A 22,157-nucleotide genomic window follows, 5' to 3' on the forward strand; every position below is an offset into this window, starting at 1 on the left:
TTAAGCTAAAACTTACCCCAAACTACTATGGCGCATTATGACGCCGTTGGGGAGTGGAGAGAGTCCATTCCATTAATTCGCTTAATTAAGTGGTCTATTTTAGGCAAGAAAACCTCGTTGATAGCAAGGCAAAAATTTCGTTATTTAGTTGTGCTCGGCAATTGCTCCTGCATTGCTCTACCTTCTGCATCCATGCAGTCGTAAATCAGAAATTTTTAACGCAGCTAGCGACAGGTTTAATCCCTCAAAATGATTAAGTATTATTGCGGATTGGTATAATACCTGAAAATAATTAAGTATTATGGCGAATTGGTATACTATGCGCTTATGCTAAATGATACCCAACAAGCGCTTCGCGCTCATATCCAACAGTTGTTAAGCAACAAGCAACTGAACGATGCACATCACCTACTTGTGCAGCGCCTAAAGCAAAATCCTGAAGACCACGTTTGTTACTTTTTACTCAGCGAAGTTAACACCGCAGCTGGTGATATCAACAAAGCGATTAAACTCCTTGAAAAAGCGCTAAGCCTAGCCTCTTTTGCGATTTACCATTTAGCCCTTGCCAAGTTATACGTACTGTTAGGCAAAGTAAGTAATGCAGCTGTGCACTATCAAAGCGCGTTGCAAACAGCTGACTTTAGCGCCGCTGACTTTGATACATTAGCTAATATTGCCACCCGTTTAGGGCATTATGACGACGCTCTTAACTTGCAAAAAGCAGCCTACCAACGCAACAAGGATAACCTACAAATTAGCTATAATTTGGCGGTGTGTTTTAAAATTCACGGACTGTTCGATGAAGCTAAAAGCTTGTTACAGCAACTAACTACAAAGCAACCTCGCTTTTATCAAGCCCACTATTCGCAGGCTGAACTCAATACTGTTCTAGATGCAGAACAACATATTCAAAAACTACAAACTTTGGCGGATAAAGAAAAAAGCATTGTTGAACAACAAGTGTATTTTCATAGTCTTGCTCTTAATTATGAGCACCTCAATGACTACAAAAATGCATTTAAGTACTTTGCACTAAGTAAGCAAGCCATAGCAAGTAAACTTAATTATCAAGCAACCCAACACCACCGCTTTTGTCAAAAACTCATTACGCAAAGTAAGCAGCAAGTACTTGCAAGTAGTGACACTGAGTTCTCGCCAGTTTTTGTTGTTGGCATGCCCCGCTCTGGCACAACCTTAGTTGAAAAAATCCTAAATCAAAGTACACAGCTACGAGGTATTGGGGAATTAAATGATATTGCGCAATTGATACAACACGCCACGCAATCAGCTCGTGTGATTGATAGCGAAATGCTTGATAAAGCTTATTCATCAACCGCTGTAACTAAAGCACTCGCTAGCTATCAGCAAAGAGCACAGCTGCTGAGTGATGGCCTTATAAGTTGTGATAAACAGCCATTTAACTTTTACTATATTGATTTTATTTTAGCGGCATTTCCTAATGCTAAAATCGTTTGTATGCAACGGGAGTGGCGTGATTGCAGCATTGCCAATTTTAGGCAGATGTATAGCCCGCAAAGTGTATTTCATCACTACAGCTTTACACTTGAAGATATAGCCTCATTCCATCAAGATTACTTGGCTTTAGTCAGTCATTTTGCCAACAAGTATCCTGAAAACGTTTTTTTACAAAGCTATGAGCAATTAGTGGCCGAGCCTGCCCAACAAACTCAGAAGCTCTATGCTTTTTGTGATTTAAGCTGGCAAGAAAACTGTCTAAATTTTTATAACAACAATGCAGCATCAGCCACCGCGAGTAAAAAGCAAATTCGCCAGCCACTGAATAAAAACAGTATCGGCAGCTGGCAAAATTACGCTGAGTTTATTGATGCGGGCCTGTTTCAATAGGTAGGTCGTGACGAGCGCCCCATTCACTCCAAGAACCATCATAAACACGTAAGTTAGCGTAACCGCATTCATCGGCACACAATGCTATTGCACAAGCGGTCACACCCGAACCACAGCTAAATTGCAACTGGGTATGATGCGGCGCTATATGTTGCTCAAATAATGCCTGCAACTCGCTAAGCGGTTTAAGCTCACCATCATTCAATACGGTTGACAGCGATAAACAACGACTATTAGGAATATGACCACTGCGCATACCTTCACGCGGCTCAGCTTGCTCTCCTGTAAATCGAGCATAAGGGCGTGCATCGAGTGTTAGTGTGCTTTGCTCATCAAGTGAGTTAAGCACTTGCTCAGCACTAATAAAGTAATCAGCGCGCGGGCTTGCAACAAAATTGCCTTGCCCAGAAGCAGCTGAATAGCTTGCTTGTGTTGCAAAGCCAAGTGCCTGCCACTTAGCTAAACCGCCACTTAAAACTTTTACGTTATCAAACCCCATGGCTTTAAACATCCACCATGCACGCGCTGAACTGAATAAGCCTTGGTCTTCATAAATTACAACCAGTGAATCTTGGTTAACCCCCGCAAGCTGCATTTGCTCTTCAAATTGCTCGCTACTGCACATCATACTTGGTACAGGGTTAGTGCTATCTGCCAGCGTATTTTTAAAATCAAAACGCTGTGCATTAGGTAGCATTGCTTTAGGCGCATATTCCCCAGACAGGCCAGGACGCACCATTCCGGCATCAAAAATAACCAAATTATCGTTGTTTAAATGCTCGTTAAGCCATTCTGGCGAGACAATGTTTTTCATTAACTTTCCTTTTGCGATAGCTGTGCAAATGTATCTTGCTGAGTTAAGCGCTTTTCGACCGCTTCAACATGCTCAGTTGTACATTCTTTCCAAACACCGGGCAAGCAATACACATGCTTTAAGTAGGTAAAAAATTTATCTCTTACAATACTATTTGCTTGCCAGCCATTTTGTAGTTTTTCTAAGCACTTAATCAAAGTAGCTTGATCACTGGCGTGTAGTACAAGCTCATCAATGTTGTAACAAGCAAGCCCCAAGGCAATCACTTGTTTATCTAGTAATAAGGACTCTAAGCCAACTGTCGAGTTAATTGTAATCACTGCTTCAGCGCCATTAATGAGTTCTCGAGTACAGTTGCCATTTGCAAAAATTGCAACGTCGTCTTTGTCGTACAAGTGCGCATAATGCTTATGCCAAGATGGGTGTTCTTTAAATACAACTTTAAGGTTTGGATCTGCTAATTCTCTCACTGAGGCCACAACTGCATCATATAACGCTTCCATTGATTTTAACCAAGGTGAATAACATGCTATCTGTGTATCATGAGGCACTTGAAAAGGCACAAAAAGATACCTTTCGGGCAGCTCAATAGCATCAAATTGACAACGCTTTTTATGATTTATACGAGGGATTAACTCAGGAGCTGAAAATGGTAGCTGGTTAGCTTTGTCGAAATTCAAATAAAACTGACTCTTTCTTGGCAAAGATGCAGCATAGTTAATACCACTCGGATCTAAACTAGTCGTGCCCGGTAGCAGCCCATTTTCATAAAAATAAGTAGTCAGTCCTAGCTGTTTAGCAGCCATACATACTGTGATATTTGGCAGCTTATTACCATTCCAAATCACCAGTGCTTCGGGTGACTCTGATTTAAGTAAATCATAGTACTTAGCAAAGCGGCAGCGCTCTACACATAACATAAACATCGTATAAACTTTTATGATTACTGCATTACTCCACAAGCTATTTCGTGCCTGCTTGCGTAATAGTTGATTTGCAATAACTTTATTAAAGTCAACTTGCGACGCTATTTTTAGGTATTTTAAAGCGCCTAATCGCGGTACGCCCATAATATGCAGTGTGCAATTGAAGGATAGTTGTTTAATTAATTTTTTATAATAGCGTGCATGTACATTGCTGCGAGAGATAAAAATAAAAGCCATATGAGAAAATCTTAAAACCTAAATTAGAAAGAAGATAAATGTGCATATAGCTATTATGTTAATTTTAGATGACAGTATTATGGCTGCCTTACGACCTCAATTATTTCTGTAGTCGATATAGAAGGGGTTCGCGTTAAATAAGTCACATCGCAAAGATGTTTAAATTGATCGAAGCGTCCTGCCCAATCATCGCCCATAACAAGTAGGTGAGCTTGATGATTTTTAATATATTCGCCTTTTAGTTCAAGAGAGTGTTCGACAAACACTTCATCAACACACTTTAGAGAACTAATAATTTTCAGTCTGTCTGATTCACTATATACAGGCTTACGACCCTTTTTAGTTTGATTTAGTTCATCAGAAGATACTCCAACGATTAAATAATCGCCCAAAGCTTTTGCCCGTTCCAAAATATTAATATGACCCACATGGAAAATATCAAATGTTCCAAACGTTATTACACGTTTCATTTATGCTCCTCTAAATAAGATACTATTCTTTTAGCTGAGCGACCGTCCGTTTTACCCGCTAGTTTATTAATAATGTGTTTTCTTGACTCTTTAAACTCTGCTGTCTCACAAAAATCGGAGTTAAGTATAGTTTGCAACTCGTTATAGTCTCCTGCCCGTGAGCAAAGCTTGTTGAAGTATTTAATATCTTCATCTAATCGAGATTTAAGTCGGAATGAAAAAATACCACGATATGACCAGCGTAACTTATAAAAATCACACCATACGACAGGCTTTTCAAGTGCTGCAAATTCAAATATGGCTGATGAAGCATCAGATACCATAATATCAGCGATTGCTAAAAAAGGCGTTAGATCAAAGTCATGCTCGTTCGCTACATAAACATTTTTAAACTCTGACCATCGCTGAAGTTTTGTTCGCTGCTTTTTGTACTTTTGTTTAAACAAGCTAAAGAAGTGCGGCTTAATGATGATATTAAACTTCTCACAGTGTGCAGGAAAACTGTCACTCATACACTCTATCGAGCTTGGATAAAAAGTAGGGGCATATAAAAGTGTTTTTTTACTGGGGTCTAACCCTAAGCGACTGAGATCAATATGACTCATTGTTTGGTTGAAAATAGGATCTAATTTGGCGTAGCCACTATCAACAAAGTTACCGTCTGGGTATAACGCTTGGAGGCGCTGCAACCTGTGCTCTCCCTCAACAAAACGTACCGTTGTTTTATTATGCGATACATCATAATAACACTGCTTGGGGCCAATACCATGTTGCATCAACGCCGTTTTCTTATTGAGCTGCTCAGCCCCGGCAAAGGTATTACCAAAAATAACCCAATCTGCGTCTGAGTTTTGATAGAAAGAGAAGGTTTCCTCTTTATTTGTTAACCAAAACGCATTAATACCCTGTTCTTCTATAAACCTTTTACATGCAGCCAAACTGCGTGCATCTTGATTTTCATAAAAAACCATCGACACTTGGTGACCATTTGATAACAACTCCTTTAATACAGGGGTGTACTGCGGAATGTAATAAAGATGTTGAACATCAAAGTATAGTTGCATTTTTTACAGCTTTATAGTTGATAATGCCGGCCATTGTACATAAATTACATTTTTGTTTCAGCCATCAATAAAAAGTTTGTTAAAAGCTAAATATTAATAACTTCAGGGCGAAGGGGTGCTAAACGGCTTAAAATCTTGTTTTGCACTGTTTGCGGGATCTGTTGCTCATCCATCGCGTTTATTAATAGTTCAACAACTCGATTAAAGTCTTTTTCAGTGATATGCATGCCAGTATGGATATCGACCATGCTATCACCTTGATACTCACATGGGCCATTGGTAACACTGCACAAGTGGATAATAAATCCTTGACGAAAGTGTGCAACATTCGTTTGCTTAAAATAAGGCAAAATATCAGCATCACGGCCTATTTGATTGATAAAACTATCGACTAGACTTTCAATACCTTGTTGGCCGCCTACCTGCTGATAAACGGTGTCATTACTTTTGCCTGCACAACCAAGAAAAGTAATACAACACACTAGAATAAAAAGACGTTTCATCATTACCAATACCCTGTTACAGAAAGATACCAACCAGTTTGGTCGTCAGCACCAGCTATACGCCCTAAATCGAGCCACGCAGCTGTTACACTTACATGTTTATTAGGAAACCAGGCAATAAACACATCCTGCCAATCTTGCTCCCCTAAGCCAAGGTTGTTGGATTTTTCACGATACTCAACCCCTACAGCTAATTGGTGCGTTAAAAACACCGCTGTCGATGCTTCAAATAATACCTCTTTATCGCTATCAGCACCGCCAAAGCCTAACAAACCTAGTTGATTCGCATCGCTGTAGCGAAAGGTGGTATTCCAAAACCAGTTGTAACCTGCAAGAGCGCCCAAGTGCAACTTGCTGGCAGCTAAGTAGATATCAGTACCGCTGGTGTCTTTTGCACCTAATAGGTTTGCAATACTACCGTCATCCAATGATTTATGTTGTACACCCAAGCTCAACTGTGGCCATTTACTGTAAACAATATCGCCATAGACACGTACTTTTGCGCTAGTAATTGATTGCTCAATATCGGTATTTAATGCAGGAACTTCAAAGCGCTGCTCCGCGTAGCTAAGCTCAACACGATCATAAAAGTTAACTTGTGCACCACATACATCTAAGCTGTAATCACTCACATCTGCTCGGCTACAAAAACCATTGATGGCTATTTCGTTATCGCTTGCATAGCCCGCAAGTTGCGCCCAAGGTACGATACCGCCGCCAGCGCTGCCTTCAACTTGCGATACGCCTGGTGTTGCTAATAATTTTCCTGAAGCTGCGTGCCCCGTACTTGCAAAGGCTAAAAGAACTAAGCTAAAAAACCCATTAAGATGCTTCATTGTATACCTCTAACCACTGCAAAAATTGCTCAGATTTTAGTGGTCTACTCAAATAGTAACCTTGTGCATAATCACACTTCATGTCTATCAATAAGTCTAGCGATGGTTTATTTTCAACACCTTCAGCTACAACAGAAAAACCTAACTGGTGGCCTAAGTTCACCGTTGACTCAACAATAAATTGATCTTGCTTCGATTGATCGAGTTGTAAAATAAAACACTTATCCAGCTTTAACTCATCAATAGGTAGTAGCTTCAAGCGCCCCAATGAGGTTTGCCCAACGCCATAGTCATCAAGTGATATTTTTACACCTAATGTTTTTAAGTTTTCTAGCGCTTTAATGCCTTGCTCTTCATTTTCGATCATGTCGCGCTCTGTTAGCTCTATCGTGATCAAATGGCCACTTAAATTATGTTGCTCTAGCTGTTTTGCTAGGTGCGAATAAAAATGAGGATAAGCAATATCTTGTGCAGAAACATTAATAGCAGCTTGCATCGTAATCCCTTGCTGTTGCCACTGTGAAACTTGCGAAACCACGGTCTTCACAACCCATGATGTCAGCTCAACAATAACACCCGACTGTTCTGCTAAGTCGATAAACAACTCTGGAGACACCCATTGACCGTCTTTTCGCTGCCAACGGATCAGCGATTCAACTTTATCAATACGCTGTGTTTTAATATTTAGCTTAGGTTGATAAGTCATAAACAACTGACCGTCATCATCCAATAATGCCTGCTTTAATTCATCAATAATCGCTAAACGCTCAAGATGTTCTTCATCTTCGCCTTCTTGGTAATAATGAATGGCTTTGTGCTCACAAGAAGCGGTATCAACCGCAATCAATGCTCGTCTCATTAAATCTTCAGGACTGACACTTTGTGAAAAGCAATGCACAACTCCTACACTAAAGCGTAACGTGATGTTTAAGCTTTGAATTAAATAACCCGCTTGTAATTGTGCAAGCATCTTCATGACAGCATCTTTAAACTGCCCGGTATCTCTTGCTGGCAGAATGGTTAAAAACTCATCCCCCCCAATACGTGCGTTCATTCCTTTTGAGTGCGCTGCAAATTCGGCAATACGTTGTGCAACCGCTTTTAAACAATCATCGCCAATACGTGGTCCTAACTTATCATTGATATGACGTAAGCCACGTATATCGATTGCAACCAGCGTGTATTCTGCACCTTCTTCAAATAATGACTCCATTGCTTCTAACATCGCAGAGCGGGTTAAAAAGCCCGTTAAAGAGTCATGACTTGCTTGAAAACTTATTTGCCGCTCACGCTCTTTTATGTCATTACCCATGTTATTAAATGCATCAACTAAGGTAATGATTTCTGTACTTTGCTTATTACCTACAAACTCAGCTTTATAGTTTCCAAGCGCAAATTGTTGTGCCAGTGAGGTGAGCTTTGATAAGGGAGTGGTAAGGTTTTTTGCTAATATGCCACTAGTAAGCACACCTATCACAACCGTTATGGCAGCAAGAATAATAATAGTAAAAAACAGCTGCTCAAATTCTCGGTAACTATGAGTAAGATCTGCACTTAACAATACAGAAACTAAATGTCCTGGTAGAGAAGGTAACTGCACAAGTCGATTACGATAAACGGGCTTTTCACCAAAAATACGTTGTGTTGTTTGCGTATTAAAATGCGCTAATACTGAGTTATTTTTTGGCTGCTCTGCCAGTGATGTTTCAACCACACCATCATCTTCGCCAATAAAACTAACATCCATCGTGGTGAGATTTTTTAGCTCTTCAGCCACAAGGTCCGTGATTTCAAATCCCACTAAGCTATATGCCACAGTACGAGGAGCTCGAACTGGCAATAAAATGACCTGATAAAGCGTTTTATCTAACACAATGAAGTTCGATTGATCAGCATTGACCATAAGCTGATTCATTAATGGGGTAAATTCACTAGGCGTATGATTAAAATCAGTATTTGCGGAAATTAATTGCCCAGATAAATCAATTAGCATCATCACATCAGCATTTATGCGACGACTGTGATTATTCAACACACTACTAATTGTGTCTGCGTCTTGAGTAGCAACCGCTTGCTTAAAACCAAAATCAGCGGTCAACACTTTTGCAGCTGTAAGTAATAAACTTTCTTTAGCACTTAGATACTGTTTAAAAACATTTTCAGCAACATTAATGTCTTCAAGTAACTTTTGATCATTAAAGCGATTCGCTGACCACCAGGAACTTACCAAGCTAACTAAGCTAGTCAAAAGGACTAGGCTCACACACAATGCAATGATGCGCCCTCTTAAACTATTAATCATTGTTGCCCTTAAACATTTCACCAAATGTGTTTCGTGGTGCAGGTTCTTGAACGTTAATGCTTACATCTTTGCCTTGCTCAGATAAGGTGACTGATTGCTTTTTAGTGAGCGGTGTTAATTGATTAGGATGCCACACAGTAAAGGTAGTAGGTAAAGTCACGCCTTTAAGAGTCACTTTGCCATCAGCTGTGGTTTTTATGACTTTGTTCGAATTTGCCACATAGATATACCCCACCATTGAGTCATGAATATTACAACCCAGCACAACAACACCTGGGTCTTCAAAGCGCTCCGGCTGCTCTGGACGGTCTGAATATAATTTAATATCAAATACTTTACTGTGCTTGAATGAATATACATGGTGGCGAATGTTATCACTGTTAGGAAAGTCCACAGACTGCCCTGGTTGGATCACTAAAACTGACGGTGAGAATTGTTTATCTACCTGATCCATTATCGCTACTGGCAAGGATTGCGGTGACGAATGTGCTGAACTTTCAAGCTCAATAACGGCGTTAGCTAAAGGCTCTCCAGATTGATCACGCACAACAAACGAAAGATCTGCAGCGAATAAGTTTATAGAGCTGAAAAATATTGCAAGACCACACACAGCGCGAGCACAATGCGCAAAAATCGACATAATTAGATCCTTGCTTAGCTTAGTTAGCTAATTAGTATAGGTTAATCTTAGTTTAAGTTAATGACTAGAAGCGTTAAAAGCAAGAAAAAGCCAAGCTGTTTTCTTAGAAAAAAGCTTGGCTTTAGTATTATTGACCTAGCAAATTGCTAAATCTGATTGATAAAAGTTAACCGTGCTTAATTAAGCCATACTCTTTATCTAATATCGCAATGACCTCACTACGAGGATCAGCTGGAATCGTAATTTCTTGCCCAATTATTTTGCTGGCAATGCCAACATAGGTATTAGACACTTCAAGCATCACAGATTCTGGCAATGTGTAATCTTTTGCTAACTGCTCGCGCTCATCCATGCGGTCTTTATTTAATAACACGTCGCTGTCTGGCACGTTATTAATTAATAACTGACGGAAACCCTCTTTTGAGTTTTCAATAATTTTACCGTCACGATAAGCAGGGCCATCCCAAATGCGTGATGAATCAGGTGTACCCACTTCATCGATGTAAATAAGCTTATCTGAGCCATCAATGTCTTCAACATAACCAAATTCAAACTTAGTATCGACAAAGATTTGGTCTAGCTGTGCAAGTTCATCACTAATCAGCTTAAAGCCCTCAACAAGTAATTGCTCGTATTTAGCGACATCGTCTTCAGACTTAAAGTTAAAAACAGCTAAGTTATTCGTGATGTTTTCACGCGTGATATTCACATCATCAACTTCTGGAATATCAGCAACACCGCGGATAATACCTTTGGTTGATGGCGTGATTAACACTTCTTCTAGCTTCTGGTTCGCGGCTAAGCCCTCAGGTAAATCAATACCACAGAAATTACGCGTACCTTTAGCGTAATCACGCCACATGCTACCTGTAATATACTGACGAGCAATCGCTTCTACTTTAACCGTACTCGCTTTACGGACAATCCACACGTATGGATGAGGAATATCAACAATGTGATTACCTGCAAGGCCTGCTTTATCAAATAACTTAAACCAATGAGATGCCACTGAGTTCAGTGCAATCCCTTTACCTGGCACGCCATTTAAGCCGTTTTCACCTTGCCAAATACAATCAAACGCTGAAATGCGGTCAGAAATAACCATAATAGCCAGCTCAGTACCTTTTGGAACTTGGTACCCTTTTTCACTAATTAAACGAGCGCTGTCTTCATCAGTTAACCAATAAACTGAACGCACTTTACCACTATGAACCGCACCTTTTGTACGGATCGGTAAATCATCGTTTACGTCTAAAACTTTATAGCTAGTCATGCTATCTCCGATAGTATTTGGCATGCTCCTGTGAGCACATGTATGGGATTGGGGTTATGGCCGCCTATAATAATCCAGACGTGCTTAAAGCTCAATCATTGCCCGGTTATCTGCGCATAATCAAGAACGCTAAATACAATAAATAATTCACGATTCTGTAATTTTGCTGTCATAAGCGCGATTTCGTTATAATATTGTCTCGCAATAGGAGGTGTTCTTGGATTATTTAGCAGCTACAGCAGACAAAAAATACTTAATGTATATTTCTCAAAACTACTCTTACGCTATTTTGCGCCCTTTACAGAAAGAGATTCTAGCGCGCGGAGGCGAAGTAAAATGGTTTTTAGAGGGTGATGAAGTTAATCCTGACTTTTTGCACTCTGATGAATCTTGTCTCACTTCAATTGAATCGGTAATAGATTGGAATCCAGATATTTCTTTTATACCTGGCAATATTATTCCAAACTTTATACCCGGTAAAAAAGTAGCTGTTTTTCATGGCTTTAACTCAGGAAAGTTAAATCGAAGAGGATATGAAGATCACTTCAATATAAGAGGTTGTTTTGACTTATATTGCACTCAAGGCCCAAATACGAGTAAAAGATTTTCAGAGTTAGCTAAAGCACATGGCTTTTTTATAACCAAAGAAACAGGTTGGCCAACTCTTGATCCGTTATTTTCGAAAATGGCGAACAATCCATACATAGATGAGAGCGATCAAAGGCAAACGCTTTTAATTTGTTCAACATTTTCTCGCAACCTATCTCTTGCCCCTAAATTATACGAGCAGATAAAAGCGTACAGTGAGCAAGGAAAGTGGCGTATTTTAATGCAGTTTCACCCGAAAATGCCAAGCGAGCTTGTTGCGAAATACAAAGCGCTTCAAAATGAGAATCTTACCTTTGTCGAGACCGATAATGTATTACCGCTATTACAAGCGGCAGATGTCATGCTATGTGATACCTCGTCTATTTTGTTGATGTTTATCTTACAAAGAAAGCCTGTTGTCACTTTCTGTAACCAAGCACCTGGCGAACACCTAATAGATATCACTGATGCCGATAAGCTAACTGAGGCGATAGATTATGCCTTTACACGACCAGCTGAATTAATGGAAAAAATTGAGCAGTTTTGTCAACAGCTTCACCCTTATCAAGACGGCTTATCGAGTCAACGTGTACTTGCTGCAAGCAATGAATTACTATTGAGCAATCCAGCACTTAAGCCAAAACCACGTAACTTTATTCGTAACTTTAAGATGCGCAAAAAATTAAATTACTGGCGATGGTAACAATTGATAGGTCGTTATGATCACGCTTGCAAACGTGCTATTCAAGTGGCACACAAAACAACCTGAGCCGACGATCAATATTTCTAAATTAGATATTGATCAAGGCGAACATGTTTTTCTTCATGGTCCAAGCGGCTGTGGTAAATCAACCTTATTATCACTGCTCGCTGGTGTTACTATTCCTAATCAAGGTCGTATCGAATTACTTAATAAAGCGATAAACGAGCTTAGCAACAGTCAACGTGACCGTTTTCGTGCCGACCACATAGGGTATATTTTTCAAAACTTTAATCTATTACCTTATTTATCCCCTATTGAAAACGTAACTTTAGGATGCCAGTTTTCAAAACAAAGGCAAACAAACGCATTAAAAAATAGTGCAACATTAGCAGCAGAGGCAAGCCGCTTACTCAGTGCTTTAGGGCTAAATGATTCCTTGCAACATCAAGCCGTTGCACAGCTTAGTATTGGTCAACAACAAAGAGTTGCTGCTGCGCGTGCTTTTATAGGCAGCCCTGAAATTATCATTGCAGATGAACCTACCTCAGCACTCGATACACAAAATCGCCAAGCCTTCGTAAAATTATTATTTGAGCAAGCAAGCGCGGCAAATAGCACGCTAATTTTTGTTAGTCATGATGAAACACTACAAACATTATTTACTCGTAGTATCAGCCTTGTCGAGTTACAAGGAGGCACACATGCTACTCGTTAAACTCGCCGCGAAAAGTTTATTAAACCGTAAAGCCAGTGCCCTACTCACGTTATTTACGATAGCAATTAGCGTTATGCTACTGATGTCGATTGAGCGCGTTCGAGTCGATGCCAAAAGTAGCTTTAGCAATACAATTTCAGGCACTGATTTAATTGTTGGCGCACGTACCGGTGACATCCAACTACTGCTGTCTTCAGTATTTCGTATTGGTCATGCTAACAATGGCGTGAGCTGGAAAAGTTACCAATACATCACAGGGCAACGCGGCGTAAAATGGGCTATTCCTATGTCGCTTGGCGACAGCCACAAAGGCTTAGCTGTGCTTGGCACAAATAAAGACTATTTTGAGCACTATCGCTTTGCTAAAAAGCAACCGTTAAGCTTTTCACAAGGTCATGAATTTAATCACTTGTTTGAGGTTGTGTTAGGTGCTGAGGTTGCCAACACCTTAGGCTATCAGCTTGGCGATGAAGTGGTGATTGCACACGGCATGGGCAATACCAGCTTTCATAACCATGACGATAACCCATTTAAAGTGGTCGGTATTTTAAAAGCAACGGGGACGCCTGTTGATAAAACCCTGCATATTCCACTGGCAGCAATTGAGGAGATTCATGGCGGCCATGCTCATCAACATCAACCCGCTCAGGCTGATGCAAATGACCACGACCACGACCACGACCACGACCACGACCACGACCACGACCACGACCACGACCACGACCAGCATGATAATGTTGATTTAGTGGGTACACCAAAACAAATAACCGCTTTTTTACTTGGTTTTGACTCTCCGCTTTATACCTTACAAGTGCGTCGTAATATCAACCAATACAAAGATGAAGCACTGCTTGCCATTATGCCGGGCGTTACCTTGCGTGAACTTTGGGAAATGCTTTCTATCGTGGAAAAAATCTTGCTGTTATTTTCTATTGTCGTGGTACTGATCAGTTTACTTGGCATGTTAACGAGCCTGCTTTCAAGCTTAAATCAACGCCGCAGAGAGCTTGCTATTTTACGCTCTGTTGGCGCACGGCCTTGGCATATTTTCACCTTGATCAGTGTCGAATCGTTACTCATTACAGGGCTTGGCTGCATTGTTGGCACCGCATTGTTCTATGCTTTAATGCTACTCGGCGCAGATTACTTGCAAAGCCATGCCGGAATAAGCCTAAATATAGCTTTATTGTCATCCTATGAACTTATGCTCTTAGCTGCGATAATGGTTGCAGGCTTTATTGTTGGGTTAATTCCTGCAACCCGTGCGTATTTCTACTCTCTTGCTGATGGTATGAGTATTAAAATTTAAGGAATGTTATGCCGTTTTTTCGAAAACTCGTCGCTTTAGTCACATTATTTGTGTGCGCTACAGCCAATGCTGGCGCACCAAAAGAAATTTTCTGGGAAGATTTAATTCCAAAAGGTCATGTCCAAATCGACACCCAAGCACAAGCAAACCATGAAGGTAGCGAGCAAAACTGGGTGCAACCAGACCTGGATGCGCCTGTGGTAAAGGAGCTTGATGGAAAATCAGTGAGTTTGCCTGGTTTTGTGGTACCACTAGAAGGCGATAGCGAAGTGATCACCGAGTTTTTACTAGTGCCTTATTTTGGAGCGTGTATTCACGTACCACCACCGCCACCAAACCAAATTGTGCATGTTACTATTAAAGGCGGTGTGCCAATCGAAAGCCTGTACGATGCGATCGTAGTGACAGGCGTTATCAGCACAGAAACCTGGTCTGGTGAAATTGCTCAAGTAGGCTACAAGATGAAAGCCGTTGGCGTAGCACCATTTGAGTTATAAGTTTTTAAAGAGCATGCTTTTGCATGCTCTTTAAATTAATCCACTACTTTTTCTTTTTCTAATTCCTGTTCGCTCAATTCATACCAATTCGCTTAATTAAGTGATCTATTTTGAGGCAATAAAACCTCGTTGATAGCAAGGCAAAAATTTCGTTATTTAGTTGTTCTAAATCAGAAATTTTTAACGCAGATAGCGACAGGTTTAATCCCTCAAAATGATTAAGTATTATTGCGGATTGGTATCATACCATCCACCACCAAGGGCTTTATAGAGCGTTGCTAGGCTTTGCAGACGGTCATTCTTTGCCTGCGATAACGCTATTTCTGCCGAAAATAACTGCCGCTGGGCATCCATTAAGTCAAGTGAACTGGCAACACCATTGCTATACCTAAGGCGTGCTAAGCGGTAGTAATCTTGACTACTGAGCACCAAGCTTCTTTGCGCATCATAGCTTTGCTCTGCCGACTGGTAGTTCGATAACTGATTGCTCACTTCTTGCAGTGCCACCAGCACTGTTTTTTGGTATTTGATACTTGCCTGATAAGCCCGTTGTTCCGCAACCGTTAAATTTGCCTGATTGCGGCCCATATTAAATATTGGCATTAACAGCTCTGAGCCCAGCAACCAAACCTGCGAATTACTGGCAAGCAAATCATTAAAATCAGTACTTTCACTACCAAGCTCAGCATACAAATTAAGTTTTGGAAATAACGCCGCTTTTGCGACCCCAATCTCAGCCATTGCTGCTTGCCATTGATACATTGCTTGTTGCACATCTGGCCTACGCTTTAACAGTTCGCTAGGTAACCCTGTTGGTAGTTGCTTAGGAAGGGTTTGCACAGATAACTCATTACCCCCTTGCACATCAGCATTGGCATCACCAATTAAAAACTTTAACTGATTAATAATCCGCCTTTCACTGTGCTGTAATGGCGGGATCTTCACCTTCGCTGATTCTAACTCTACTTCAGCTTGGCGTTGTTCTAGCCCTGAAATAATACCGCCCTTTTTGCGAATACGCGCAATTTCAAGCTCTTTCTCACGAAGCTTAATTGTACTTAGGCTAATTTTTAATTGCTCTTCAACTTCTTTAAGGGCAAAAAACTGCTGCGCCACATCAGCAATCAAGGCGAGCTGCAACGCATTTCGGGCTTGCTCTTGGCTATAATAATTTGCCAGTGCGGCTTCGCTTGCGCGCCGATTACTGCCAAATAAGTCTAGCTCCCAACTTAAGTAACCTTTTAAATCAAATGTATTTTCAGGGCTACTATTAAGCTCTTCTTCTCGTTCCGAGGTAAGCCCTACGCTTACATCAGGCCATAAAGCGGCATCGGTAATCCGATATCGAGCTCGCGCTTCGATAATTTTCGATTGCGCAATTAACATATCTTGATTATTAACCAGCGCTTGGCTAATCAGTTTTTGCAAATGTGGGTCGCTATATATTTGCTTCCAGCCAGCTAAAGCCTGCGACTGTGGCGTTGCTGCGGCCCCCATAAAGTTAGTGACTTTGCTATGCTCAGGCACTTCAAAATCAGGGCCAACAGCACAGCCTTGTAAGCAAGCAAAACAAAACAATGGCAACAATTTATGCATCAACTTGCTCCTCTACTTCTTTAGAGGCCAGTATTGGCTGTTTTTTCACAAAGCGTGCAGCGGTAATAAAAAACAGTGGCACTAAAATGATGCCAATAGAGCTTGCCAGTAACATCCCCCCTAAAATAGGCATAGAAACCGACTGCCGACCAACTGCTCCGGGGCCAGAGGCAAGTACTAACGGCAAAACGCCAAGCACAAAAGAGGCTGCGGTCATTAAGATGGGTCGAAAACGAGAACGGGCGGCTTCTATTGCAGCATCAACGGCATTCATACCTTCTTGGTAAAGCTGATTAGCCACTTCAACAATCAATATAGAGTTTTTCGCTGCAAGGCCTATCAATGCAATAAACGCGACTTGAAAAAATAAGTTGTTTTCATGCCCTGTCACCAAGGTCAATATAGAGGCCCCTAACATGGCAATAGGGCTGATAAGTAATACCGCAAATGGTAATGCCCAACTTTCATAAAGCGCTGCTAAAAACAAAAAAACAAACACAATCGCTAAACTCACCGCAATACCTAGTTGACCCGATGAGCGAATTTCTTGATAAGTTAAGCCTGTCCATTCATAACCAATATTTGTTGGTAATTTAGCCACTTCCTCTTTAATTACGTTAATTACATCACCCGATGCATAGCCTTCAGCTGGCGATACATTCACCATGGCACTGGTAAACATATTAAAGCGATTTATCGCAGACGGACCGGTTGTTAAATTTAACTTAGCAAGCACATTTGATGGCACCATAGCGCCATTTTTTGAACGCACATAAAATTCGTTGAGGTTTTCAGGGCGTGCCCTAAATTCATCTTCAGCCTGAACTTTAACCCGATAAACGCGGCCAAATAAATTAAAGTCATTAATTGTTGATGAGCCAGTAAGCACTTTCATTGTGCTGTAAACATCGGCAATCGGCACCTCTAATGCCATGGCTTTTTCTCTATCTAACTCTAAAAACAGCTGAGGTACTGAGCCACGCAGTGAGCTACTTGCTTTAGCAACTTCAGGGCGGTTATTTAAATTTGCCAGCAGTACCTCGAGCGATTCAACTAGACCCGTTAAGTTGCCTCCTGTTTTTTCTTGCAGCGCAAACTCAACGCCAGAGCCCGAACCAAGCCCTGCCACAGCTGATGGTTGAAACACATTAAACTCAGCATCGGGAATGGCATACAGCTGCTTACGTATATCATTCATCACACTTGTGACCGTAAATCCTTGCTCCGCACGCACTTGCCAAGGTTGTAAAATCACCTCCATTTGACCATGCGATTGCGCACTACCAGCACGGCGGTTTTCACCCGCTAGAGTGAATGAATAAGCCACCCCCGCATGGCTCATAACAAATTGGTTTGCTTTGCTTATTACTTCATTGGTACGTGAAACCGTTGCCGCATCTGGCAAGGTAATATCAACAAAAAAGCGCCCTTGATCTTCTTGCGGCATAAAGCTGCTTGGTAGTTGGCTAAACATAAAATAGCCTCCTACTAACATAATAAAAAAGGCAATGTAGCTGCGCTTTGCTTTTGCACAGCTAGCCTTTACAAGCCAGGTGTATTTTTCGCCAATACCTTCAAGCCAGCTATTAAACTTAACAAAAACCTTATTCTTTGAGGGGGTACTAGGTTTTAAGAAAATCGCACATAAAGCAGGGCTTAAGGTTAACGCAACTAGGGTCGAAATGAGTACCGCAACGGTAATTGAAATCGCAAATTCTCGGTACATAATGCCCGTAATACCGGCTAAAAATGACACCGGCACAAACACCGCTGCCAGTACTAAAGAGGTTGCCACTATGGCGCCAGAAAGCTCTGTCATCGCTTGCTTAGTAGCAGCAACTACCTCCATATTTTGCTCATTGATCAGTCGCTCAACACTTTCGACTACAACAATCGCATCATCAACGACGATGCCGATTGCCAATACCATAGCCAGTAAACTGACATTGTTAATGGTAAATCCAAATGCTGCCAAGGCGATAAAAGTACCAATTATCGACACCGGCACAGCTAAAGCAGGTATCAAGGTCGTTCGCCAATTTTGCAAAAATAAGTACACCACTAAAATCACTAAAACTAGTGCTTGAATAAGGGTATTGATCACCTCATTAATCGACAGCTTGATGAACTCAGAGGCATCATAAAAAAGCTGCCATTTCACTCCCTTCGGAAAAGCCGCGCTCAAGCGTTCCATCTCTGCCTTAACACGCTCAGTAACCGCTAATGCATTAGAGCCTGGCAACATATAAACCTGTAAAATGGTGGCTGGTTGTTCATTGAGTTTTGAGTTTAAGGTATACGCAGAGGAAGCCAGCTCAACCCTTGCAACATCCCGCAAGCGAATCATCGAGCCATCACTATTAACTCGCAGCATAATATTATTAAACTCATCAACCTTATTAAGCCTTCCTTGCGCTCGTACCGGAAAGTTAAGTTTAATGGAATCTTTCATAGGTTGTGCACCTATCTCACCGGCAGCGGCCTCTTTGTTTTGTGCTTTGATTGCTGCATTCACATCATTCACGGTTAATTCATAGCCCGCTAAAATGTCAGGTTTTAACCAGACCCTCATAGCATAAGAGCGCGAGCCGGTGTTACGCACTTTACCAACCCCCGGAACACGCTTTAAAGCCGCCTCAACATTGATGCTAGCGTAGTTACTCAAATAGATTTCGTCATAGCGAGGGTCATCAGATGTCAGCGCTAGCTTCAAAAGCTCGACTGAGCTTTCATTAGACACTGTCACCCCTTCAGTTTGCACATCAACAGGTAAATTACTGCCTGCTTGGCTTGCAGTATTTTGCACATCTACAAGGGCGAGATCAGGGTCGGTACCAACATCAAAAGTGAGTGTGATCCCAACACTCCCCGAGTTAGTGGCTTTTGACTCCATATACAACATGTTTGGCGTGCCATTTAATTCTTGCTCAAGTGGAATAGCTACAGATTCAGATGCGGTTTCGGCGGTTGCTCCCGGAAATGAAGCCGACACTTTAACCGATGGCGGAGCGATATCGGGGTATTGATCAATTGGCAAAGTAAAAAGCGAGACCAAGCCAGTGAGTAAAATAACTAGCGAAATAACGATGGCAAACACCGGGCGCTTAATAAAAAAATGCGAAAACATAATTAAACTCCCTGCGCTTTATTTTTATCTTCCTGTTTTGCAGGTTTATCTGGGGCGAGTAGTTGATGATCGGCGTTTGGGGTTAGTTGATGCTTTTCAAACTCCTCGAGTGAAATCGCTTTCACTTGTTGGCCATGACGAATACGATGCAAGCCTTTAACCACGACTAGTTCACCCGCACTCAAGCCACCACTGACCACAATACCTTGCTCACCATAATGCTCAACAACAATAAAGCGCCGCTCTATCACACCTGAATCAAGCACCACCATCACATAAATACCACCCTGTTCAACTTGTGTAGCTTCCTCAGGGACGACAATGGCGTTACTGATCTGCGACAACTTTATGCGCGCTTTAGTATATTGGCCTGGTAATAACTCACTGTCGGGATTGGGTAATTGTGCCCGTACTTTAAAGGTGCCTGTTTTCGGGCTAATCTTAGGGTCAGTAAAGCTCACATCACCCCAGTAGCGATATTCGCTGCCATCTGGCAAAGAAATACGCACGAATCCTTCAAGCGCTTTACCTTTTTGTTCGGCTTGTAGCTGATCCATCAAACTACTCATACGGCGTTTTGCGTTTAAGTAATCCAGTGCCGACATATTAAAATTAACGTAGATAGGATCTATTTGCTGAATAGTGGTTAGCAAAGAAATACCGTTAGTGCCGACTAGCGCACCTAAATCAGCTTCAGAGCTACCTACCATGCCACTAATTGGCGCTGTAATGCGGGTATATTCGAGTTCGAGCTTCGTTTCTTCAAGCTCTGCTTGGGTTGCTGATAATGACGCTTGCGCTTGCTCTTGAATAGAAATAGCGTTGTCGTAGTCGAGCTGGCTTGCTGCATCTTGCTCGTAAAGGGGTTTTAAACGAGTTACATCCCGTTTGGCTTTAGCCAACGCTGCTTGGTCTTTTTGCAGTGCCGCTTTAACGCGATTAAGCTTGGCTCGGTAAGGTCTATCGTCAATGGTATAGAGTAAATCCCCTTCATCAACCCAGCTTCCTTCGACAAACTCAACACTTTCTACAAAGCCTGTGATCCGCGCGCGTACTTCAACATCCAGCGACGCATCTGTGCGTGCCACGTAGTTTCCGTATAAAGGCACATCAAACTGTTTGACCTTAGCAGTAACAACTTCTTCAATTACCTCGTTTGGTTGCTCTTTTGAGCAACCAACAAGCACCATTACCAACACATATCCTATGAGGTATTTGTTTAATAGCATACAACCTTCTCATTCCTTAAGCCTGTCTCTATCTTGCTATCTGTTGCAATACTACATAGATGAGGGATTCGTTGTTATTTTTGACAATTAGAGCAGTACACTGTGCTTCTTTGTCCTAATCTAATTTCTTTTAATGGCTCCTCGCAATTAACACATGGCTCACCTTTGCGGCCATACACCAGTAATTGCTGGGCAAAATAACCTGGCTTACCATCACTTTGAGCAAAATCTTTTAACGTTGTGCCGCCTTGCGTGATGGCTGCAGCGAGTGTCTCTTTAATAATAGGCACTAATTGCTGATAACGCTGCAAAGAAACCTTGCCAGCTTCTCTCTTTGGATGGATCCCCGCTTTAAATAACGATTCGTTAGCGTAGATATTACCTACACCAACTACCACCGCGTTATCCATAATAAACTGTTTAATGGGTACTTTTTTGTTTCTCGACTGTTCGTAAACACGCTGTGCCACAAACTCATCTGTTAATGGCTCTGGCCCAAGCTTGCTCAGCAAATTATGACATTCACCTGGCGCTTGCCATAAACAAGCACCAAAGCGACGAGCATCGTTAAGCCGCAACGCTTTACCTGAAGCTAAAATAAATTCGATATGGTCGTGCTTTTTTAATGGCTCATCAGCGCTCACAACTCGTAAGTTGCCCGACATTCCTAAGTGCAAAATAACACTACCCAGCTCACAGCCGAGTAGTAAATATTTTGCTCTGCGCTCAATTGATGTCACTTTAAGGCCTTGTAATTGATAGACATCATCCGGCACTGGCCAACGCATGCTCGCATTGTGAATATTTACTTTAGCAACAGTTTGACCCAGCACATGTGGGGTGATCCCCAACCGACTCACTTCAACTTCAGGTAATTCAGGCATCTGAGACTCTCTTAAAACGGGTATAACGGAAATAACTTAGCGGCATCAGCTTGCTCAAGCACAAACACCCGCTGTAACCGCTTATCTAATAAATAATATTTACTATCTATATGGTACAACTGATAAACAGCAGGCAATTGCTCCCCGGCTAACCACACAGAAGCAACATAATCTGCTGACGACTGAGAAATTTGACTAACAGGAATACTGGCAATAGTGAGTTTTTGATGTTGCCAAAGCTCAACGAGTTGTTCGAGCTGTTGTTCATCGCCTTGCCAAGAGGCTTTTTGCAATGACTGGCTACGCCAAGAGGTGCCGATACGCTCAATTTTTAATTCTGGAAATGCCATCGCCAAAATGAAGCTTTGCTCTGGGAGTAACGCTTGCACTCCTTCTTCAACGGGCTGAGTATTGAGCTTTTTATGGAGGCCATTGAAGAAAAAAATCATCAGTAGCATCGAAATAATCACCACATTATTCCATGCTTTTCGGCTCAAACGCATCAGTATCTTCCTCAGTTTTCAATATCTTAAAGTGTAACCAAAAAGGACATTAATTGGCAGTTGTAATTGATCAAC

19 protein-coding genes are annotated in these 22,157 nt (G+C 41.6%); 5 read left to right on the forward strand and 14 right to left on the reverse strand.

What is annotated here, in order from left to right; genetic code table 11:
• Positions 1-327: 327 nt before the first annotated feature.
• Positions 328-1,866, forward strand: coding sequence for a tetratricopeptide repeat-containing sulfotransferase family protein (locus QL229_RS13175; protein WP_281547036.1), 1,539 nt, complete (start codon positions 328-330; stop codon positions 1,864-1,866).
• Here the strand turns inward: QL229_RS13175 and QL229_RS13180 are convergent.
• From QL229_RS13180 to QL229_RS13220, 9 genes are all read right to left on the reverse strand, one after another.
• Positions 1,841-2,680 (reverse strand): sulfurtransferase, encoded by an 840-nt coding sequence (locus QL229_RS13180; RefSeq protein ID WP_138557021.1) that lies wholly within the window; start codon positions 2,678-2,680, stop codon positions 1,841-1,843. The genes QL229_RS13175 and QL229_RS13180 overlap by 26 nt on opposite strands.
• Positions 2,680-3,843 (reverse strand): capsular biosynthesis protein, encoded by a 1,164-nt coding sequence (locus QL229_RS13185; protein ID WP_281547037.1) that lies wholly within the window; start codon positions 3,841-3,843, stop codon positions 2,680-2,682. Before QL229_RS13185 ends, QL229_RS13180 begins: the two co-directional genes overlap by 1 nt.
• Positions 3,844-3,920: 77 nt before the next feature.
• Positions 3,921-4,313 (reverse strand): adenylyltransferase/cytidyltransferase family protein, encoded by a 393-nt coding sequence (locus QL229_RS13190; protein ID WP_135926138.1) that lies wholly within the window; start codon positions 4,311-4,313, stop codon positions 3,921-3,923.
• Positions 4,310-5,377 (reverse strand): CDP-glycerol glycerophosphotransferase family protein, encoded by a 1,068-nt coding sequence (locus tag QL229_RS13195; RefSeq protein ID WP_135926139.1) that lies wholly within the window; start codon positions 5,375-5,377, stop codon positions 4,310-4,312. Before QL229_RS13195 ends, QL229_RS13190 begins: the two co-directional genes overlap by 4 nt.
• Positions 5,378-5,463: 86 nt before the next feature.
• Positions 5,464-5,880, reverse strand: a complete 417-nt coding sequence (locus QL229_RS13200) for a group 1 truncated hemoglobin (RefSeq protein ID WP_281547080.1) — start codon at positions 5,878-5,880, stop codon at positions 5,464-5,466.
• Positions 5,881-5,882: 2 nt separating this feature from the next.
• The gene (locus QL229_RS13205; protein ID WP_135926140.1) at positions 5,883-6,716 is read right to left on the reverse strand and encodes a DUF3034 family protein; all 834 of its coding nucleotides are present in this window, start codon (positions 6,714-6,716) and stop codon (positions 5,883-5,885) included.
• Positions 6,703-9,018, reverse strand: a complete 2,316-nt coding sequence (locus QL229_RS13210) for an EAL domain-containing protein (protein ID WP_281547038.1) — start codon at positions 9,016-9,018, stop codon at positions 6,703-6,705. Before QL229_RS13210 ends, QL229_RS13205 begins: the two co-directional genes overlap by 14 nt.
• Entirely contained in the window at positions 9,011-9,658 is a 648-nt protein-coding gene (locus QL229_RS13215; RefSeq protein ID WP_281547039.1) for a methylamine utilization protein, read from the reverse strand. The genes QL229_RS13210 and QL229_RS13215 overlap by 8 nt, the downstream gene beginning before the upstream one ends.
• A 166-nt stretch (positions 9,659-9,824) precedes the next feature.
• Positions 9,825-10,931: a phosphoribosylaminoimidazolesuccinocarboxamide synthase gene (locus tag QL229_RS13220; RefSeq protein WP_138557026.1), complete on the reverse strand. Its 1,107-nt coding sequence runs from the start codon at positions 10,929-10,931 to the stop codon at positions 9,825-9,827.
• Between the two features lie 217 nt (positions 10,932-11,148).
• Here QL229_RS13220 and QL229_RS13225 point away from each other — a divergent pair, with 217 nt between their 5' ends.
• From QL229_RS13225 to QL229_RS13240, 4 genes are read left to right on the forward strand one after another with little or no spacing between them, the layout of a single operon-like run.
• Positions 11,149-12,222 (forward strand): CDP-glycerol glycerophosphotransferase family protein, encoded by a 1,074-nt coding sequence (locus QL229_RS13225; RefSeq protein ID WP_235403855.1) that lies wholly within the window; start codon positions 11,149-11,151, stop codon positions 12,220-12,222.
• Between the two features lie 16 nt (positions 12,223-12,238).
• On the forward strand, positions 12,239-12,937 hold the full coding sequence (locus QL229_RS13230; RefSeq protein WP_281547040.1) for an ABC transporter ATP-binding protein: 699 nt from the start codon (positions 12,239-12,241) through the stop codon (positions 12,935-12,937).
• A complete protein-coding gene (locus QL229_RS13235; RefSeq protein WP_281547041.1) occupies positions 12,924-14,246 on the forward strand; it encodes an ABC transporter permease in 1,323 nt (440 codons plus the stop codon). Before QL229_RS13230 ends, QL229_RS13235 begins: the two co-directional genes overlap by 14 nt.
• A gap of 8 nt (positions 14,247-14,254) precedes the next feature.
• Positions 14,255-14,743 (forward strand): DUF3299 domain-containing protein, encoded by a 489-nt coding sequence (locus QL229_RS13240; protein ID WP_135926146.1) that lies wholly within the window; start codon positions 14,255-14,257, stop codon positions 14,741-14,743.
• A 225-nt stretch (positions 14,744-14,968) separates the two neighbouring features.
• Here QL229_RS13240 and QL229_RS13245 read toward each other — a convergent pair whose 3' ends face one another.
• The 5 genes from QL229_RS13245 to QL229_RS13265 all read right to left on the reverse strand — a co-directional run bounded on the left by QL229_RS13245 (position 14,969) and on the right by QL229_RS13265 (position 22,082).
• On the reverse strand, positions 14,969-16,339 hold the full coding sequence (locus QL229_RS13245) for an efflux transporter outer membrane subunit (RefSeq protein WP_281547042.1): 1,371 nt from the start codon (positions 16,337-16,339) through the stop codon (positions 14,969-14,971).
• Positions 16,332-19,466: an efflux RND transporter permease subunit gene (locus QL229_RS13250; protein WP_281547043.1), complete on the reverse strand. Its 3,135-nt coding sequence runs from the start codon at positions 19,464-19,466 to the stop codon at positions 16,332-16,334. The genes QL229_RS13245 and QL229_RS13250 overlap by 8 nt, the downstream gene beginning before the upstream one ends.
• Before the next feature lie 2 nt (positions 19,467-19,468).
• The gene (locus QL229_RS13255; RefSeq protein WP_199527350.1) at positions 19,469-20,695 is read right to left on the reverse strand and encodes an efflux RND transporter periplasmic adaptor subunit; all 1,227 of its coding nucleotides are present in this window, start codon (positions 20,693-20,695) and stop codon (positions 19,469-19,471) included.
• A 74-nt stretch (positions 20,696-20,769) separates the two neighbouring features.
• Positions 20,770-21,579 (reverse strand): bifunctional DNA-formamidopyrimidine glycosylase/DNA-(apurinic or apyrimidinic site) lyase, encoded by an 810-nt coding sequence (gene mutM, locus QL229_RS13260; RefSeq protein WP_235382229.1) that lies wholly within the window; start codon positions 21,577-21,579, stop codon positions 20,770-20,772.
• A gap of 11 nt (positions 21,580-21,590) precedes the next feature.
• Positions 21,591-22,082, reverse strand: coding sequence for a hypothetical protein (locus QL229_RS13265; RefSeq protein ID WP_235382228.1), 492 nt, complete (start codon positions 22,080-22,082; stop codon positions 21,591-21,593).
• Between the last annotated feature and the right edge of the window lie 75 nt (positions 22,083-22,157).

It is taken from the genome of Pseudoalteromonas sp. PAR1, assembly GCF_947311895.1.
GTDB lineage: Bacteria > Pseudomonadota > Gammaproteobacteria > Enterobacterales > Alteromonadaceae > Pseudoalteromonas > Pseudoalteromonas lipolytica_C.

Bases quoted from the DNA above. Each gene is read 5' to 3' on its own strand.
- QL229_RS13265 (WP_235382228.1), bottom strand. From the start codon at position 22,082: ATGCGTTTGAGCCGAAAAGCATGGAATAATGTGGTGATTATTTCGATG.
- QL229_RS13230 (WP_281547040.1), top strand. From the start codon at position 12,239: ATGATCACGCTTGCAAACGTGCTATTCAAGTGGCACACAAAACAACCT.
- QL229_RS13195 (WP_135926139.1), bottom strand. From the start codon at position 5,377: ATGCAACTATACTTTGATGTTCAACATCTTTATTACATTCCGCAGTAC.
- QL229_RS13220 (WP_138557026.1), bottom strand. From the start codon at position 10,931: ATGACTAGCTATAAAGTTTTAGACGTAAACGATGATTTACCGATCCGT.
- QL229_RS13215 (WP_281547039.1), bottom strand. From the start codon at position 9,658: ATGTCGATTTTTGCGCATTGTGCTCGCGCTGTGTGTGGTCTTGCAATA.
- QL229_RS13180 (WP_138557021.1), bottom strand. From the start codon at position 2,680: ATGAAAAACATTGTCTCGCCAGAATGGCTTAACGAGCATTTAAACAAC.
- QL229_RS13185 (WP_281547037.1), bottom strand. From the start codon at position 3,843: ATGGCTTTTATTTTTATCTCTCGCAGCAATGTACATGCACGCTATTAT.
- QL229_RS13190 (WP_135926138.1), bottom strand. From the start codon at position 4,313: ATGAAACGTGTAATAACGTTTGGAACATTTGATATTTTCCATGTGGGT.
- mutM (WP_235382229.1), bottom strand. From the start codon at position 21,579: ATGCCTGAATTACCTGAAGTTGAAGTGAGTCGGTTGGGGATCACCCCA.
- QL229_RS13200 (WP_281547080.1), bottom strand. From the start codon at position 5,880: ATGAAACGTCTTTTTATTCTAGTGTGTTGTATTACTTTTCTTGGTTGT.
- QL229_RS13240 (WP_135926146.1), top strand. From the start codon at position 14,255: ATGCCGTTTTTTCGAAAACTCGTCGCTTTAGTCACATTATTTGTGTGC.
- QL229_RS13205 (WP_135926140.1), bottom strand. From the start codon at position 6,716: ATGAAGCATCTTAATGGGTTTTTTAGCTTAGTTCTTTTAGCCTTTGCA.
- QL229_RS13245 (WP_281547042.1), bottom strand. From the start codon at position 16,339: ATGCATAAATTGTTGCCATTGTTTTGTTTTGCTTGCTTACAAGGCTGT.
- QL229_RS13235 (WP_281547041.1), top strand. From the start codon at position 12,924: ATGCTACTCGTTAAACTCGCCGCGAAAAGTTTATTAAACCGTAAAGCC.
- QL229_RS13255 (WP_199527350.1), bottom strand. From the start codon at position 20,695: ATGCTATTAAACAAATACCTCATAGGATATGTGTTGGTAATGGTGCTT.
- QL229_RS13210 (WP_281547038.1), bottom strand. From the start codon at position 9,018: ATGATTAATAGTTTAAGAGGGCGCATCATTGCATTGTGTGTGAGCCTA.
- QL229_RS13250 (WP_281547043.1), bottom strand. From the start codon at position 19,466: ATGTTTTCGCATTTTTTTATTAAGCGCCCGGTGTTTGCCATCGTTATT.
- QL229_RS13175 (WP_281547036.1), top strand. From the start codon at position 328: ATGCTAAATGATACCCAACAAGCGCTTCGCGCTCATATCCAACAGTTG.